Origin of the sequence: Acinetobacter sp. TR3 (assembly GCF_027105055.1) — a bacterium.
GTDB lineage: Bacteria > Pseudomonadota > Gammaproteobacteria > Pseudomonadales > Moraxellaceae > Acinetobacter.
The window spans coordinates 1,209,518-1,227,398 of the sequence record NZ_CP114264.1 but is presented as its reverse complement, the minus strand read 5'-3'; the positions used below and the strand labels follow the sequence as shown (position 1 = coordinate 1,227,398).

Sequence of the window (17,881 nt, the reverse complement as noted above, 5' to 3'; positions counted from 1 at the left end):
TTATCGTATTTGTTATTTATTTGATGTATTTGACATGTTCATCTTTGAGTGGTCCATGTTCATCATACTGGAATTATCCATATTACTCATTTTAGATTGCCCCATATTCATCATCTTAGAATGATCCATCTGAGACATATCCGTCATGTTACCATGCTCATGCTGACTATGATCCTGTTGGGTTTTATCATCATTCTTCATATTACAAGGTTTTTGACATTTCTCTTGCGTCTTTGAATCGGCTTTAATTTCAGACACAACTGTAGTTCCTTGTTTCACATCTGCTGCCCAAGACTGAGTTCCTACAATTAAAGTACCAACACACATAAGAGTGGTTAAGCTACGGCTGAATAGAGTTTTCATGTTTTGCTCCAAAAATTAACTTTATGTAAATACCTTAAAGGCCTTTACTAAACATCTATGTGACATGAAAATGACATTTTTGTAATCTACAACGAATCACGTATTTATAACGTTATTATGTTCTTAATGAGTGATATGGGATTTTTATCAATGAGAATCTTACTAGTTGAAGATGAACAAAAAACCGGTGACTACCTTAAACAAGGTCTATCTGAAGCTGGGTATATAACGGATTGGGTAACGGATGGATTATCTGGTAAACATCAAGCGCTTTCCGAAGAATATGACCTCATCATTTTAGATGTGATGCTTCCAAAGCTAGATGGTTGGGATATCATTTATGATATCCGAAAAAGTGGCAAAACTATGCCTATTCTTTTTCTTTCAGCACGTGATCAAATTGAAGATCGTGTGAAAGGCTTGGATTTAGGTGCTGATGATTATCTAGTCAAGCCTTTTGCTTTTGCTGAGTTATTAGCACGAATTAAAAGCTTACTCCGACGGGGACAACAAAAAGAAGATAGTAACCTTATTACAATTGCTGATCTTGAACTTGATCTTCGTAAACGCCGCGTCACTCGCGCTGGGCAACGTATTGACTTAACAGCTAAAGAATTCGCGCTGATGGAATTATTTATGCGTAGACGTGGTGAGATATTACCTCGTACGCTCATTGCCTCTCAAATATGGGACATGAATTTTGATAGTGATACCAACGTTGTAGAAGTCGCTATCAAACGTTTGCGCAGTAAAATTGACAGTAATTTTAGCCCAAAGCTGATACAGAACATACGTGGAATGGGGTATGTTTTAGAGGTAGAAGATGACTCGTAAATTGTTTAATGCAATCAGCTTTCGTATAGCAATCATCTTTTCTCTTTCTACTGTTATCATCTTAATGATTATGGGGTTGGTTATTCACAAGCTCGTAATGCATCATTTTGAAGCTCAAGACCGAACTCAATTAGAAGGCAAAATTCAACTTATAGAGAATCTACTTGAACAGAACCCATCTAACTCTCAAGAACTAAATTTATATTTAAAAGATGCCTTAATTGGACATCACGATCTGATTGTTCAGATTGAACGTCCAACAGGTCAAGTTATTTTTAGCTCAGCACCATCAGTAATTCATCCCCAAGCACTCAACAAATCAAAACAAGATCCATGGCTTGAATGGAAAATTAAAAATAAGACTTATCGTGGCTTAATTTATAAAAAGACTTTTGATCATAATGACTCGTTTATATCAGCTCAGATTATTGTTGGAATCGATACCTCTGAGCATCTACATTTCTTAAATGACTTTAGACGTCAACTTTTATACATTGGATTTGTGGGTACAATTTGTTTAATGTTCTTAGGGTGGTTCGCAGCATGGCGAGGGCTACGTCCAGTACAACAAATGGCAAAAGTAGCAGAGGGTATCTCAGCCCAACATCTTTCTGAACGTTTAGAAGTCGAAAATACTCCAACCGAACTTAAATCACTGGCTGTCGCTTTTAATGATATGTTAGATCGGCTAGAAGCCGCAGTAGAAAAACTTTCAGATTTTTCATCTGATCTTGCTCATGAAATAAGAACACCTATTAACAATTTGATGACTCAAACTCAAGTATGTTTATCTCGTAGTCGAAATATTAATACTTATCAGGAAGTTCTATTTTCAAATTTAGAAGAGTTTGAGCATTTAGCTCGCATGGTCTCTGATATGCTATTTTTGGCAAAAGCAGAACATGGTCTACATTTACCTAACCTACAACAGGTTAATTTAGTTAAAGAAGTTTCAGCATTATTTGATTTTTATGATGCTATCGCTGCTGAAAAGGGAATGTCACTCGAACAGAGTGGTTCAGGTAGTATAAAAGGTGATCCTTTAATGCTACGCCGCGCTTTAAGTAATTTGTTATCGAATGCAATTAAATATGGCAAATCAGATTCGGTCATCAAAATCACATGCCAACAAAACTTTGATACAACAACATTCATCATTGAAAATGAAAGCTCCCCACTATCATCAGAACAACTTAATCGGTTATTCGATCGTTTTTATCGAACAGATGTATCTAGACAGAGAGTTGAAGAAGGTACTGGCCTTGGTTTAGCAATTACCAAATCTATTCTTGATGTGCATGGAGCTTCCATTCAAGCGACTTATAACGAGGGACATATTTCTTTTAAAATTATCTTTAAAAATTAGTGATATCTCGGTTATTAAGCACTCATTCTAATGATGCTTACCACTCATTAACTTACGCTAATGAGTGGTAAGTCGTGATTATTTTTGATGACGTAATCGTAAGGCATTACCAATTACCGATGCTGAGCTTAGGCTCATTGCTAATGCAGCAATCATAGGCGAGAGTAACCAGCCAGTAAATGGATACAGTACACCAGCAGCCAAAGGGATACCTAATCCATTATAGAGGAAAGCAAACATCAAGTTTTGTTTCATATTTTTAACAGTTGCCTCTGATAAAGAACGAGCAATTTCAATACCACGTAAGTCACCTTTTACTAATGTAACTTGGGCACTATTCATTGCTACATCAGTACCCGTGCCCATTGCGATTCCAATATCAGCTTGAGCCAAGGCTGGTGCATCATTAATTCCATCACCAGCCATAGCAACAATTCTCCCTTCTTTTTGCAATTTTGTGACCAAATCTAATTTATCAGCAGGTTTAACCTCACCATAAACCTCACTAATTCCTAACTTAGCCCCAACTGATTTTGCTGTAGTTAGCCCATCACCTGTTGCCATGATGATTCTTAAACCTGAGTCTTCCAACGATAAAAGGGCCTCTGGAGTGCTTGCTTTGATTGGATCTGAAACTGCCAGAAGACCTAGCAGTTTTCCATCGGCTGCCAAATACATAACACTGGCACCTTCAGCTCTTAATACCTCTGCTTGTGGAATAAGAGTGTTAACAGATATCCCTAATTGCTTCATCAGTGCCGTATTGCCTAGCGCTAATTTTTGTCCGTTTATCTCTCCATTAACACCAATACCTGAACCTGATTCAAATGAAGTAGGTTTACTTAAAGTAAGATTTCGCTCACGGGCGGCACGTACAATTGCATTTGCTAAAGGATGCTCACTGCCCTGATCTAAACTCGCAGCTAAACGGAGGACTTCATTCTTTTCATATCCTGAAGTGGCTACTACTTTATTGAATGATGGTTGTCCTTCTGTCAAAGTTCCTGTTTTATCAATAATCAATGTATCAATTTTACGTAGATTCTCTATTGCGGCAGCGTCTCGAAAAAGTACTCCATTTGATGCACCTCGCCCTGTTGCTACCATAATTGACATTGGCGTAGCTAATCCCAAAGCACATGGGCATGCGATGATTAAAACAGCTACTGCATTGATTAATCCATAAACCCAACTAGGTTCAGGTCCGAATAGCCCCCACCCCAAAAAAGTTAGAACAGCAATACCTATAACCCCCATAACAAATCGTCCTGCAACATGATCCGCCATCCGCTGCATAGGTGCTTTTGAACGTTGAGCCTGAGCAACCATTTGCACGATTTGAGAAAGTACGGTTGATGATCCAACTTTTTCTGATCGCATCACCAATGAACCATTCATGTTCATTGTTGCACCAATGACTTGATCACCCACACGTTTTGTAACTGGCACAGGTTCACCAGTTAACATCGATTCATCTACAGAGCTTGAACCTTCTGTAATGACTCCATCAACAGGAACTTTTTCACCGGGGCGTATCCGTAATAAATCGCCTACGTGTACATGAGATAGTGGAATATCTTCTTCTATACCATCAACACTGATTTTTCTTGCTGTTTTAGGTGCTAGCCCAAGTAGGGATTTAATTGCCGCTGAAGTTTGGGAACGTGCTTTTAACTCTAGCACTTGACCTAACAATGTGAGAGAAATAATCGCTGCGGTCGCCTCAAAATACACAGCAACACGCCCCATAGATACAAATGAGTCTGGAAATACTTGAGGTACTATTGTTCCAACAAGGCTGTATATAAAAGCAGCTCCTGTACCTATTCCAATCAAGGTCCACATATTTGGACTCCGATTCCAGATTGACTGCCAACATCTCACAAAAAATGGCATTCCTGCCCACAAAACAATTGGTAAAGTCAGTACCAGTTCAATCCAGCTTTGCACCTGCATTTCGAACCAGTTCAATTGATGACCAAACATTGCTAAGAAAACTACAATAATGGTTAGCGGTAAGGTCCACCAAAATCTATGCTTAAAATTCTTGAGTTCTGGGTTTTCATCAGCGTCATCTAAGTCAGGAAGTAAAGGCTCTAACGACATACCACAGATCGGACAATTTCCCGCATGGTTCTGTCTAATTTCAGGATGCATTGGACAAGTGTATATCGTGAAGGTATTAACATGAGCAGGCTGATTAACTTCATTTGAATCCTCACCATCCCTCTTTTGTGGTTCTTTTAACGTAACTACATTCTCAACTTTAGTAATATAAAAATGAGGATCACTTTTAAACTTTATGTGGCATTTCTCACTACAAAAGTAAAAAGTTCTATTTTTAACTTCTTCATAAAACTTGGATGCTTCTGTAACTGTCATACCACAGACAGGGTCAGTAAGTCTGTTATTGAGTACTTTGTTTTCATGATGATGGTCCATAAAAGCCTCCTTCATATTTAATTTTTTAAATTAATAATTTCATTAAGATGGAAATAGACTCCCTCTTATTAGTTTGTTTAGTGATCATTGTTTTCTTTAAAGCCAGTGTACCACTTGTGGTTTTTTAATTTTTAAAATGACAAAAATGTAATTTTGAAGTCATCGGGATGTTTCTCTCATCCTTTAATAATAAGCATGAGAAAGGTGATGACCAAGCAACCAATTGATGCATTTCATTCGGTCATTACTGAGCCCAAGATTAGTTTAAAGAGGATGAAGAAATGAAAATTTTCAAAAATAAAATGTCAGCTCTACGTAACACTCTCGTAGGTGCAACACTGATTGTTACTGCTTCAAGTGCATTTGCACACGTGAAACTTGAAAGTGCAATTCCTGCGATCAATGCTTCTGTAGCAAGTCAACCAAAAAACATAACACTCAATTTTGGTGAAGAAGTCATGCTAATGAACGTTAAGTTACTTGATGCCCAACGTAAGGATATCCCTTTGAACTACCAAATAACTCATGATATGAAAAAATCATTTGACGTAGCGGTTCCAAAACTAAAAAAAGGAAAATATACGGTGGTTTGGACCACAATGGGTACCGATGGCCATAACATGAATGGTGAATATAATTTCACTATTAAATCGGCAAAATAACAATGAGTGAAAATAGTCAACATGCCAGCAGCTTGCTGGCATGTTGCTATAATAAAGGGAGAAAAATATGATTCCTGAGACTTGGATATATGCAACATGGTTGGTTAAAGTCATTTTATATTTAGGGATTGCATTTGTTATTGGCGGTGCTTTCTGCTATTTCTTACTTGGACGTTATGTTGAAATCAAGGAGACTATTCTAAAATACATGACTATTGGTACAGGTTTAGGCCTTTTTTCAAGTGTTCTCGGCTTCTTCATTCTTATAGGAAGTTTTGCCAACACTGGCCTTTCAGGTATGTGGGATAGCAACTATATAAATATACTAGTCAATACTCCTACTGGACATGTCTCTATCATTCGATCAATCAGTTTTGCACTTTTACTCATATTTATGATAGTCAAACTTAGTAAAGGGACGATTGATATTTCCAAAACTGAAGGAGCAATCTTTACCATACTGCTCACACCAATCGTTTTAAGTTTTTCACAACTCGGACACGTCACGAATTTACCCTTATTCGCTCAAGCTTTGTTATCAATACATGTACTTGTAATGTCCTTATGGATGGGGTCGCTTTATCCATTATGGAAAACAAGCAAAAAAATTAATGGCTTACCACTTAAAGAACGTATGCATCTATTTGGGCAAATAGCAGCCTTTATTGTAGGAATACTCATCGCTTGTGGTCTTAGTATTGCTTTATTACTCTTTAAAGATTTTAATACTCTAATCAATACACCTTATGGGCATGGATTTATTATTAAAATATTATTTGTCCTAAGTATTTTATTGTTAGCAGCCTTTAACAAATGGTATTTCACACCTCGCTTACAAGACCCGAAATTTGCGAAACAATTGGGCTATGCCATTTTATTTGAGATGTCATTAGGTCTATCAATTCTTTTAGCCACTGGTTATATCACCACTGTAGTCGGTATTGAGTAAAAAAGGATCACGCTATGACTTCATGGATGAAGTACAATTTATTATTTTTCATTTTTTTGAATACGACATCATGGGCTGAACCTAGCACTTCAAAAACGATTCGCTCCTTAGATGATACCGAATTACGTAATATCACTGATCATAATCATGGCGACACCAAAGTCGAAGAGAATAAAGACCATCATTCTAAAGATAAACAACTACGTAATGAAGATAGTAGACAACAAAAAGTTATAAATGGATTAATGTTACAAAAGCCTAACGTACTACCGCCCTCCAAATAAACGATACTTAAGTAATGTTTATTGATTCAATAAGTAGTTCAAATTTTTTAATAAAAAATAGTAGCAATATTACTGTTGGGGGCTTCTTAGCCCCCAACAGTATTTAATTCAGAGCTTGAACCGACTGCTGTAAGCCTTTCTGAATATCTTGAACATGAGTGAGATCATGCGTTTGCTGATGCTCTGTTTGAGATTCAACGCTGTAAAACTCCTCCACTATATCCAAACCCTCTTCACCTCCCACCTCAAAGCAGGCATTACCATAACCCTGCCGTGCCACATGATCCAAAGCCTCCTGATAGAACCCTGCTGTCTTACTTTGTTCATCCATCTGTTTGGCTGAACTAATCGCATCTTTCAGGTTTGTGCCATCACGTAAAGTCAGATCCACGTAGTAGATCGGGGTACGGTAACTTTGTGTGGTGCTTTTACCTCGCAAGGTCAATTGCAATGGCAAACAAGAAAGTAAGTCACCCGATGCTGCGTGATAGTAACGAAGTCGAGCTGCCAAAGTGCGGATGCTGTTAAAGCCTGTGGTTCTAAAGATGAAAGTACCAAACTCATCTGATTCATCTAAGTTGACGTAGAGTCTGCCATAGGGCTTGCATAATCCACCCTGTGCCAATGGACATAAATCAGGGGATGGACAAGGATGTTGTTCAATGCCATTTTGACCGAGTCGCTGACAGCTTTCGCCATTGCCTGAACAGATTAAACGTCCAGTTTGGCGGTCAAATAGGCTGTACTCTGCTCTTAAGTTGAGATCGGGATCATTGAAGATCATGCGGACTGGAATGCTTCTCAGCTTTTGGTTCTGATTGGGCGCTTTGGCACGTAGTTGCTCATCCAGTGGATGTTTGACCCACCCATCTTTATTTTGGATTTGGCTGGTAATGGTAAATTGATCATCTTTTTCAGGCAGACGTTTTCCATTCTTTTCGACAATTTTGCCGATACTGATACGCCCCAACACAGGTGGGGTAATAGCTAAACCTTTAATCATGATGATGTACTCTATATAGATGTTGAAATGGCGTTTAAATTTGGATAAATAAATTTTGGGCATAAAAAATCCCATACTTGTTTGGGGTATGGGATCAGTTGGTTGGGGTGTTAGTTAAATTGAAATGGGTTACTTGGGTATCAGCCCTATCCACCATTCGGATAAATCTGAAAGCGTCGTGTTCCTGCTTTGGTTTGGGGAAATTGCTGTAGGTATTCAGGATGCTGTTTAAGCAATGATTTACTGTCTAGGCTGATTGAGTCTTGTGATTTCTTCCATGTGACTGAACCACCTGTAAATACCGCTCGCTCTGCTTCTTTCATCATCATTTGTAGTTGATGTTTCAGTTCATCAAAATACTGCTGGTGTTGTTCAACTTTATGTCGCTCCTCTAGTAACTGATTAAACAAATAATTAGCTTGTTCATTTTGGGTCAGGTCTTCTACTGTTAATGGAATCTGTTCAGGATAAAGTTGTTGCAAGGCTTTAGCTGCTGAATCCGAAGCATCTACACTGGGTGGAATACCTGTTTCGACACATTGCCAGAAATGACGTTCCGCATTAATGATGTGCTGAATCACAGTTTCATTACGAGTCACTTTATAGATTTTGGTTTCATGCCCACAGATCAAGGCACAAATATGCGCTGCCTGTTTACCTGTCACTGCCAATTGATGCTGTACCTGACACAGCACATATAAAGGCACGCCATCTCGCCATAGTTTTGCGCCATATTCCCCCACGGTTTTACATTCCAAAATTTGCACTTCTTCATTACCGACTACAGCATAATCCAAGTTCGCCAACATAAACTGTTTGTCTTCATCAGGGTGTTGCAATACTGCATTAACTCGACGGACTTTATGATTGGTGTGCATGCTGTAGTATTCAGCCACCAAAGGTTCTAGCTTTTTTCCCCAGTACAAGGGTGCGTAACCTGCACTTTCATCCTCGATGTTTTGTTGCATCCGCCCTGTCTTGATCATCCACAGTTCCAGCATCGACATATAGGGATTCAGTCCACAGGCCGTTGCTGCATCACTGCTGCCAATACCCTGTTTTCTGACTTCTAACCATTGTTGATAGTTCATCTGTTTGGTGTTGGCAAGTCTTTTTGCTGTAAGGGCTTTGGTCTTTCGTGGTTGCGTATTCGGTCGATCTCGTTTGGTTCGGGTTCCCACCTCAATCTGCTGAATGGATTGATTTAGATTCGGTAAATAGGGTTGTAGTGGTGGGTTATTTAGCGTGTTTTGAATTTGAGTATGACTATTCATTGCAATTATTCCTGTATCGATAAAATCGTAAAAGCTGAATTTTGGGCATAAAAAAGCCGCATGAGGGTGCGGCTAAAGGTGTTGCTGTGCTTGTACGGTGTTACTGTATGCTTAGGCTAATGGAGCTGGCTTAATTGAAACTGAATTTAGGCAATCATTCTCAATGCCTGTTCCAGACCACGCTGTTTAATGGCAGCCCCTGCACCAAACCATGCTGAATCGAGTCGATGATCGGTACTCATCGCTCGACGTTCATGGTCACAGAACTCGGTGATGCTGCACAATAATCCATAAGCGGTATCCTTGGCTGAACTCAGTTCTGCACCACGTCCATGTCCGTTAAACATGGTCATGACTTTCGACATGGCACGTCCATTTGGCTCGGTTTTATTGTCCGCTTTGGTTGGGGTGTTGATGCCTTGGTTTGGCATAGCAGCATTTCGATAGAACTGAATGATGCTTTCATCTTGTTCAGCCATAGTTAGGTTGGTATTGTTAAACACCGCATCAAAGAAGGCTGCTGCTTCCTGCTGAGTTACCTTACGCTGGCTCAGTTGTTTCATTTCATACATGTGTTCATCCCATGCACGGACTGAAATACCCAACTGTTGTTTAACTTTCTCAGCATCGAAACGAGTGCTGTGTGGGACTTTAACCACACCTGCACTGGTATTTTGTCCTTTGAGAGCAATTGCCAAAGTATTGTTACATACCACCCGGATACTGGTGAACTGTGCAGTGGTTGCTAGAGTGCCATCACAAGCCGTCGCTAGTAGAATATAGCCATTACTCACATCCTTACCCTTGAGTGCTGAAGTCTGTCCAGTCTTGGCTAATGCCCAGAATTTCTTACCGCCTTTGAGTACGCCTGCGGTTTCCAGCTCAAAGCCTGATTGCTCAGTCAGATCTTTGTAGAAATGTAGGATTTCCATCGGTTGGACTTCCTGAAAACGTTGGCTGACTACGGATAAAGGTGCGTGAGTATCAGAACGGTAAAGTACTCGTTGTTCCTCAAAAGGCATGATGATGCTTTGTCCCTTTTCATTCTGTGCCATATAACTGACATCGGAAGATTCAATCCGCCAGTCCATACCTGCCTGCTCTGCCCAGACCTCCAACGGCTGATTTGGAGTGAGTTGGTTGCCTAGTCCATGCCAAGGGGTTTGTCCAGTGAATGCCATAGTTTCAACTAAATGTGCCATAAGAATAATTCCTGTATTAATTTAAAAATGGGTAAAGCGTTGGATTTAAATTTTGCTGAATACTTAATTGCGTAAATTTGGGCTAAAGCTGCGGTCACAGTGATTGCAGTAATACTGTCTGCGATAAGTTGGGTGTAGCGGTTGTTGCTGTTCATCTTCAGTGATCAACATCCAGATACCACCAATCAGTACCCCAACGATCGCGCCTGCAATCGGTGGGATATTTAGACTTTTGGAAACACTCACGCCTAATGTGGCAAGTGCCATCGGTGACATCACACTATTGGAAATAGGATTGTTAGTTGAGGTATTAGGTAAATATTGGGGGGATTGCAGTTGTACCGTCTCTCTAGACTGGCAATAAGGACATGGCAAACTCATTGTGGTATTTCCTGTAAATGAATAAAAAAAGCCTGCTGAGGGAAGCAGGCAAAGTGATTGCAATGTAGCTAAAGCATGTATTAGTAGTGCTGTCTCAAATGGAGAAGCACCGTTCTCATTTAGATGCTATGTATTTGTATTTTTTTAGAATGGTTTTTTTATCATCAGTTTTAGGCAATTTTTGAATGATGCTTAAACAGATCAATTGACCTGTTTTTTAGCAGCGATTATGATGCAAGGGCTGACCTACATTGTCAGTCGGTTTTGACAGACCGTTTCATACAGCGCATCAGGGTTTATTCTTCTGAGTATTCCCCGTATGCGTAAAACCTTCTCGTCCCCCTTTGCGGTAGAACGGGAGGGGGACGCGTTCGCGCGTGCTGGTTCTGTATGTCCAGTCTGTCAACCCTCTTTCGTTCTGCCACCATAATCAATTGACAGTGATTCGGTAGAACTTCTAATTCATCTAGGAGTCAACCATGACGCAATTTACTGTGCTTTTTCCCCTGCACTTTCTAAGCCTCTTCGGCATTCCATTACAATTCATTTATCGCACGCTTTCGCTATGCCCTGATTGATTCAAGGCATCAATTAACTGCTGCATCCTTTTTGGTCAGTGGTGTTTTGTGCTGGGTAAAAATCATGAAATTCATCGCACAGCTTATTTGGCTTGTCCTTATTGTGCTCAGTAACAGCATAGTTAGAGCCTATGACAGCCAAGCAGAATGTATTTGAAATTACAGTCAATTTCATAATTCATTTTTAAAAACTTTAAAAATATTGGATGGGGAAATAATAGGATGAAATACGTTTCAATTGCGCTGCTCACCAGCCTTACGTTGGTCGGATGCTCAAAACCACAACAAGATGATGTACAGAAAAAAGAGCTATCTCAAAAGATTGAAAAAATGTCATTGAATGATGCTGCCCCTGCACAGGCTGTTTCGTCCCCTTTGATTATCGCTCGAAATCAAATTACACCTCCGCTCACCAAAACAGGAAAAGACTTTCAGGAACTCATCAAAGATGAGGGGTATTTTTCCTTTTATCCACCGTATAAAACCATCTATGGATTGCAGATGTTTGCTGAAAATGACGATGTTGCAGATTATTGTGCAAACTGCGTGTATTTCCAGTCCATTCTCAATGATTTAAGAAATGTGCTGGCTTTAAAAAACAATCAAGTTTTAGTGATCGGACATACTGATCAACAGTTTCCTGCATTCACTTTTGCTTTAGGTGATGACTATTCTTTGCGTGCAGCGCATGATACGGCAATCAATTATATAAGATCGACAATGCAGGTGACTCCACCACAAAAAGATCAATTTGAGAGTACAGAACAATATCAACAACGTATTCAGACACTTCAAAATGAGTTGGATACTAAAAATGCCCATCTAAATTATGACTTAAAACTTTTAGAGCTCAGTTTAAATGCTACGTCTGGTCAAAGTCTGTTTATGCCAAGCAGCTATACACCGAATGATCGACCAAATGGTCCGATTGATAATTTTGTTTATTACGATGCTGATTCGAAACAATTACATTTTGAGAATATGAATTTCGCATCTGATCTTATTGTGAATTTCACAGCCCCATCCACGCCAGAGTTAGCACAAAATATTATTACGGCTGGTGGACAGAAGTATGTCGGTTACATTTTTAACTTCAATAATCATAAATTGGAATTAGAGAGCTTAGTCATTTATCAGGCCAACAACACTCAAGCTGATTCTGCGAATGAACCGATTGCCATCCTTGAACCGAGCACCATGTCCTTTCAACGCAAACATTTCAACGGCATAGAAAATGCTCGATTAAAGCAATTTGATGTGACACTGAAAAAGCCAATTCCTTTTGATTTTAGCTTGGAAAACTACACGCCGATCGAAAAGGTATTTAAAAAGATCGATGAGTAATTCCCACTTTTATAAAAAGTAAAAAATTGATTGACCAAACAATTAAATACACAGAGTTGGGCTTTCACCCAACCCTGTAGATCACAATATTCGATTAAATATAGGCATGTGTAATGAATTTTATTCCATCGATTGTTTTATCCAGTGTGTTGCTACTGACTTTAACTGCGTGTAATTCAGGTAACGATGCACCAAAACCAAAGGATACCCCAACTCAAACAAGTGAGCATAGCACTGCTGATGCGACTGAAACTCCGCCTCAATCTGAAGATGATTTTCCAGCCGTTGATAAATCCTTTCTGGAAGATGAGTCATATAATGCTGAGGAAGGGACTGAACCCACTGTACAAGAACAATTTGAAGTCCGTGTCCGTCGTGAAGAATCACAATACTCCATGACAGGCTATACCGATTTGTTAAACATCATGTCCTTGAACGATGCGCCAACCACCATCACAGGGGTTTTAATCAACCGTGGTAATTGCAGAAGCAAAGGCACTTACGATTACCAAAATATGCGCTATGGCTCAGTGGCAAAAGTCTACTTGGGCTGTTCCGCTGAATATGTCCGTGAAGTGACCATCACCACCAACAGTGGTTTGACCTATACCTATAATTTTTAGAGATTTAATCACAGCGATTTATACAAGCATAAAAAAGGCGTTCTAATCAGAGCGCCTTATATTTGAAAAGTTTACTTAGCAGGGATATTCCCTGTATAGCTTTGCCATAAATAGGAAATATGCTGACTCATATACCGATAAAGTTTGAGGGGGCCATTTAGAAACTCAAGCTGTTTACTCCAGTAGCTACGCATATCACTGTCCGCAAAGTAACAGTGTTTTTCCCAAACCAAATAAGGTGATCCTTGCACAAGCTCATGTCCCTTGTGTAAACAAGCCCCTCTCCATACCCGTAAGATAAAATCAGAATATTTACACTCATCACCAATCACATAAATGATGGCATGGACTGAATAAAATCCATTCAGTGATTTCACAATACGCCATTGCACATCATACAGCTTGCCAGCTAATTCTTCGGATTGATGTAATCTTTCCAGCCATTTACTAGCAAGTTTTGGTAATTTAACTTCGGCATCAAATTGTAAGGGAATAGTAAACATACAAGGTAAATCATAGATCATACAATTGATCTGCTTATGTTTGTCTAGACAACGTTTAAACAATGCCTTTTGGAATTTAATACTTTCATTAATTGGTTCAATAAATTTTGTATATTCCAGTGCAATCCGTCGTTTCAGAAACTTATGTTTAAATTGATCATGAATAAGCTCTGCATTCTCTACAAGGTAATTCATATTACCGTAATGAGAAAAGCCTACTGTATCAAAGATTGCAGCCCAATAAGGATTTAGTTGAAATCCATGTAATACCAAACGGTGATAATGCAGCCAAGGTAGAGAATTTAAAAATATACGATAATTCTTATCCAAACATTTGGGTGATCGTTTATCCATAACCGCTAGTTTCCCATTTTCAATTTGAGCTGCATTTTGAATACTCTGTCCTAAGAACAAATGAGTATTAACATCCAGCATGAATGGGATAATTGGTGTCTGCGGTATATAGTGTGCTTGAGGAGTCGCTGAATAATGAGTCATTTCATGCCTCCTTTTGACCAGTATTTTTAAGAGATTTACCCATTTTTATCGCAACATCCTTAGCAATATTTTTACCAAATACACGTATGAAGTAGGCTTTATCATTTCTAAGGTTTTGCTCATTCTCTTCATCCTGCTTAATCCTTTTATGCACAATGAATTGGTCTCTTTTGGTTATATAACGGATGGCTTTAATCAAATACTCGTATTTTTGTTTATCACTGCGATGTAAGGTGCCAATACCGACATCTTTGTATTTGCCATTGTGAGCATCAATATTGCAATTATAGTAAGTCCCCTCATCACCAATCACTCTTTTCCAGACCTCACCAATCTGTTGTGCTAACTTAATGTCCTGTGAGTGTTTACGACCATCGAGAAAGAAAAAACAGTGGTAGTGATAGCCCGTTTTTTCGGCAAATTCCAATTTCCATAGATAGCCCAATATACGTAAATTTGAAGTACGCTTTAAATAACGAAGGCATGTGATTAAATCTGCTTTGACTTGGGCAAGTTCAGGGTTTTGTGTTTTTCCATAACGAAAATCGACACGAGCAATGACAATTCTCGAATGTTTAGCCAGTATCGTATCTACACATTCTGTAGCGACCTTTTGCTGATATTGGGAACGTTCCCTTCGTTTTTTCTGTTGGTATTTGAATTCCTTTTCTTGAGTTAGCAAATACAAACGTTCAATGAATAGATTAATTAATTCTGCATAACAAATTGAAGTTATTGTTCCATCAGTATTTCTTAGCTGAATAATATCATTGGGGTAATGTAGATAAAAATCAGCATGAAAATAACCCTTTAGAATTTCGTTATACGCTTGCATAACAATCTTATGATGCTCACAATCATAATGCTCTAGAGGATCAAACCCTTGGATGAGTATTTGCTTTAATAATTCAATGAATTTTTTATCAATAGGCTCATACCATCCATGATACAGAGTGCCTTTGATCTTACGATAAGCCTGCACATAGTTGTGTTTTAAGATTTGTTTTACTAATTCAATTTCTGAGAATATTTTCTCAGCTTCAGGATTTGATCGAATTTCATATTGGTTATATTCAGTGTTGAAATCTAATAAGTAATCCAATGCCAATGAGCTTGAATGCTGATCGTCTGCTGCATTGAAGCATTCTTCATACATTGAATTGAGTAAAGACTGTTGCTCTTCCAATGGTGCTGTAATCTGAATGGGCTGATTAGATGAATCAGTATCAGTTATTTCAGTCTGCTGATTTAGAAAGTGTTCAGGTACTTGTGTTAAGTATTCATGTGCTAAAGCAGGTGTTTGATTATTACTCATAAGATAGGATGATTGATTCATAATAATGAACTTCTCTGTACGTAATTACACCTAACAATTTGTTAATTAAGTCAATTTATATAATAATTAATATTATTAGATATACTGATCATATAAGTAACACAAATGGTCAGGCGTAAAAATCACTGTAATCCCATGACCTCGAAATCAAGGAATTACAGTGTTATAAGGGTTAATAGGGTATGTGAGAGTTGTAAAGATATCTTGCTAATCTGGTTAGCTTTTTTTTGAATTGATCCAATCAATTATGTCCTGCTCTAACCAACCAACGGCTGATAGTCCCAATCTAATCGGACGAGGAAAAGACGAATCATATCTCTTGGATTTCGGGTTCATTTTGTCATACAGACTTGATTTACTTAAACAGACTAATTCTGTTACTCCTTTCATTCTAAGAATCTGATTTTTTTTGGTTTCTGAGGTTTGCATTGTTTACTCCGATTTAAACCTGATGTGGATGTCTTCGGATATAAATATGCTCTAGAATCCTCAGAAACATCAGCAAAACAAGATTCACAATTGTTAAGTAGCGTATTTAAATGAGTAATCCCGTCTTCGATCATGAAATTTACAGAATAGCTCACCCTGTAATGCAAAAATTAGTAAAGCAAGCTGTAAAAGCAAGAGAGTTTCAAGCAACTTTCCCAAATCTGTATAACGAGTTAATACGTATTAGGGATGTAATATTGAGGCAACTGGTCAACCTGCTAACTGAAAAATATAAAGAAAGAAAGTCACTACCTATTGAGCAAATCAAGATTGAAGTAGAGATAATTGTCTTTGGCAGACAGTTACTCAACCATGTAATGGGATATTGTCAAACAAGGCAATTAGTGGATGAAGATATATTTTTGTTAAACCATTTACTTCAACCAGATGAACTAACATCAATATTTGAAGAACTTTATTGCATATTTTGGGAAAACATCAAAAGTTATGAAGAATGGACACAATTCCCCAATTTTTCGACAAACCTCAAACGTATTTTGAACGAAAAGTATTTCTTACCTGACTTGTTACCATTCTGGGATATTAAATCTCTATTTTTGGATTATCTTAAAATTTATATTGAATATCATAATTTTAAGAATAGCAAAGATATAAAAGGCACAAATATAACTCAAGTCCCTTCATATCACGAAGTTAGGAATGCAATTAAAGGATTGAAAATTTATGGTACACCACTACAGAAGTCCACAAAATCATTTATTGGATGCTCTCCGTTAGATGCCAATTTGCCACCTTCAAAGTTCATAAATCTTCATCTAAATCTAGAAGAGGATGTTAGCAATCTGCCTGTGCTTTTAAGTAAATTTATACATGAATTTATGGCTACAAGATTAGATAATCAGAGAAATGGGACAGATGCCCAGCCTATTATTGACAATAAGGTTTCTGAAAAAATTCATAGCTTGAGCATCATTTTAGATGATTGTGCAAATTCACTTGAAGTACTCAAAAGAGCTGATGCAATTCTTACTGCGCTAATCAGCCTGATTTACTACGATAAAATTTTTGAAACAAAGATCAACAAGGGTAACATCCAGCAGTTTGAATCAGCGAATTATTCTAAATTTATGCTAAGTGAAATTCACGGCTCTGCAAACCAAACTATAATTGAGAATGCTATCAATCAAGATCGTCGCAACTCAATCAATCATACAGGCATGGATTATTTTTCCGATTTGTTCCAAACGCTTTATGAATTACTTGAAAATGATAAAGATATAAAAACCATAAAGCCTAAAAAAGCAACAATATTTATCACTTGTGGTATGAGGGACATACTTTATGAACATACATTTAGTAAAGCAAGTCTAAGTAAAGGTCTAAATGATATGGTGAAAAATTTATCACCAGAAAATTTATATGAGATCATCAATCTGTAAGGATGCAGACAACTTAACAGTCCGTATGATATACCAGTATCATCAAATTTATGGGTTTAACATCACTTACAAGCATCTAAAGAATATGGGTAGATTTATTTTTTTACAGTCTGCCCATAATTATGAATCGATAAAATCTCATAAACAGAATGTATAAGATCAAGAAAACTCATCCAAGATGAAAGTAAAGATAAGCAACAGTAAAAAACCAAATACAACAGACCATTCAAGCATAAGACCAAAGTGGATATTTGCAAAATTCCCCACCTTAAAATCAGTTTGGAATTCTACTAGAAATTTTCTTTCAACTAATATGATGTCCAAATAAGTAAAAAGATGTCTCTTTAGAT

General features: G+C 38.0%; 17 protein-coding genes. 8 read left to right on the top strand and 9 right to left on the bottom strand.

Features of this window, described 5'->3' with window-relative positions; genetic code table 11:
- Positions 1–12 precede the first annotated feature (12 nt).
- Positions 13–363 (bottom strand): hypothetical protein, encoded by a 351-nt coding sequence (locus O1449_RS05715; RefSeq protein ID WP_004801531.1) that lies wholly within the window; start codon positions 361–363, stop codon positions 13–15.
- 150 nt (positions 364–513) lie between these two features.
- Here O1449_RS05715 and O1449_RS05710 point away from each other — a divergent pair, with 150 nt between their 5' ends.
- Both O1449_RS05710 and O1449_RS05705 read left to right on the top strand, forming a co-directional pair.
- Positions 514–1,197, top strand: a complete 684-nt coding sequence (locus O1449_RS05710) for a heavy metal response regulator transcription factor (protein ID WP_004722337.1) — start codon at positions 514–516, stop codon at positions 1,195–1,197.
- A complete protein-coding gene (locus tag O1449_RS05705) occupies positions 1,187–2,563 on the top strand; it encodes a heavy metal sensor histidine kinase (RefSeq protein WP_004801537.1) in 1,377 nt (458 codons plus the stop codon). Before O1449_RS05710 ends, O1449_RS05705 begins: the two co-directional genes overlap by 11 nt.
- 78 nt (positions 2,564–2,641) lie before the next feature.
- On the opposite strand, the gene O1449_RS05700 is transcribed toward O1449_RS05705, so the two are convergent.
- Positions 2,642–5,005: a heavy metal translocating P-type ATPase gene (locus tag O1449_RS05700; RefSeq protein WP_004801539.1), complete on the bottom strand. Its 2,364-nt coding sequence runs from the start codon at positions 5,003–5,005 to the stop codon at positions 2,642–2,644.
- Between the two features lie 281 nt (positions 5,006–5,286).
- Between O1449_RS05700 and O1449_RS05695 the strand changes: the two genes are divergently transcribed.
- The 3 genes from O1449_RS05695 (at position 5,287) to O1449_RS05685 (ending at position 6,900) form a co-directional block, all read left to right on the top strand.
- The gene (locus tag O1449_RS05695) at positions 5,287–5,667 is read left to right on the top strand and encodes a copper resistance CopC family protein (protein ID WP_004722340.1); all 381 of its coding nucleotides are present in this window, start codon (positions 5,287–5,289) and stop codon (positions 5,665–5,667) included.
- 67 nt (positions 5,668–5,734) lie between these two features.
- Positions 5,735–6,616, top strand: coding sequence for a copper resistance D family protein (locus O1449_RS05690; protein WP_004801541.1), 882 nt, complete (start codon positions 5,735–5,737; stop codon positions 6,614–6,616).
- Between the two features lie 14 nt (positions 6,617–6,630).
- On the top strand, positions 6,631–6,900 hold the full coding sequence (locus O1449_RS05685; RefSeq protein ID WP_004722342.1) for a hypothetical protein: 270 nt from the start codon (positions 6,631–6,633) through the stop codon (positions 6,898–6,900).
- Between the two features lie 103 nt (positions 6,901–7,003).
- Here O1449_RS05685 and O1449_RS05680 read toward each other — a convergent pair whose 3' ends face one another.
- The 4 genes from O1449_RS05680 to O1449_RS05665 form a co-directional block, all read right to left on the bottom strand.
- Positions 7,004–7,903, bottom strand: a complete 900-nt coding sequence (locus tag O1449_RS05680; protein WP_004801544.1) for a recombination directionality factor — start codon at positions 7,901–7,903, stop codon at positions 7,004–7,006.
- 146 nt (positions 7,904–8,049) lie between these two features.
- The gene (locus O1449_RS05675; RefSeq protein ID WP_004801545.1) at positions 8,050–9,177 is read right to left on the bottom strand and encodes a YqaJ viral recombinase family nuclease; all 1,128 of its coding nucleotides are present in this window, start codon (positions 9,175–9,177) and stop codon (positions 8,050–8,052) included.
- 146 nt (positions 9,178–9,323) lie between these two features.
- Entirely contained in the window at positions 9,324–10,379 is a 1,056-nt protein-coding gene (locus O1449_RS05670; RefSeq protein WP_269239354.1) for a DUF932 domain-containing protein, read from the bottom strand.
- Positions 10,380–10,442: 63 nt separating this feature from the next.
- Positions 10,443–10,760 carry a hypothetical protein gene (locus O1449_RS05665; RefSeq protein ID WP_269239353.1) on the bottom strand — a complete coding sequence of 106 codons (318 nt, stop codon included), beginning with the start codon at positions 10,758–10,760 and terminating at the stop codon, positions 10,443–10,445.
- An 800-nt stretch (positions 10,761–11,560) separates the two neighbouring features.
- On the opposite strand from O1449_RS05665, the gene O1449_RS05660 reads away from it, so the two are divergent.
- Positions 11,561–12,682 carry a hypothetical protein gene (locus O1449_RS05660; RefSeq protein WP_269239352.1) on the top strand — a complete coding sequence of 374 codons (1,122 nt, stop codon included), beginning with the start codon at positions 11,561–11,563 and terminating at the stop codon, positions 12,680–12,682.
- A 113-nt stretch (positions 12,683–12,795) separates the two neighbouring features.
- A complete protein-coding gene (locus O1449_RS05655; protein WP_004699703.1) occupies positions 12,796–13,305 on the top strand; it encodes a hypothetical protein in 510 nt (169 codons plus the stop codon).
- Positions 13,306–13,376: 71 nt separating this feature from the next.
- On the opposite strand, the gene O1449_RS05650 is transcribed toward O1449_RS05655, so the two are convergent.
- The 3 genes from O1449_RS05650 to O1449_RS05640 form a co-directional block, all read right to left on the bottom strand.
- Positions 13,377–14,306: a hypothetical protein gene (locus O1449_RS05650; RefSeq protein ID WP_004699700.1), complete on the bottom strand. Its 930-nt coding sequence runs from the start codon at positions 14,304–14,306 to the stop codon at positions 13,377–13,379.
- 1 nt (position 14,307) lies between these two features.
- Positions 14,308–15,642: a YagK/YfjJ domain-containing protein gene (locus tag O1449_RS05645; protein WP_004699698.1), complete on the bottom strand. Its 1,335-nt coding sequence runs from the start codon at positions 15,640–15,642 to the stop codon at positions 14,308–14,310.
- 216 nt (positions 15,643–15,858) lie between these two features.
- A complete protein-coding gene (locus O1449_RS05640) occupies positions 15,859–16,032 on the bottom strand; it encodes a helix-turn-helix transcriptional regulator (protein WP_228127864.1) in 174 nt (57 codons plus the stop codon).
- Positions 16,033–16,181: 149 nt separating this feature from the next.
- On the opposite strand from O1449_RS05640, the gene O1449_RS05635 reads away from it, so the two are divergent.
- Positions 16,182–17,531, top strand: a complete 1,350-nt coding sequence (locus O1449_RS05635) for a hypothetical protein (protein ID WP_004801557.1) — start codon at positions 16,182–16,184, stop codon at positions 17,529–17,531.
- Positions 17,532–17,881 lie beyond the last annotated feature (350 nt).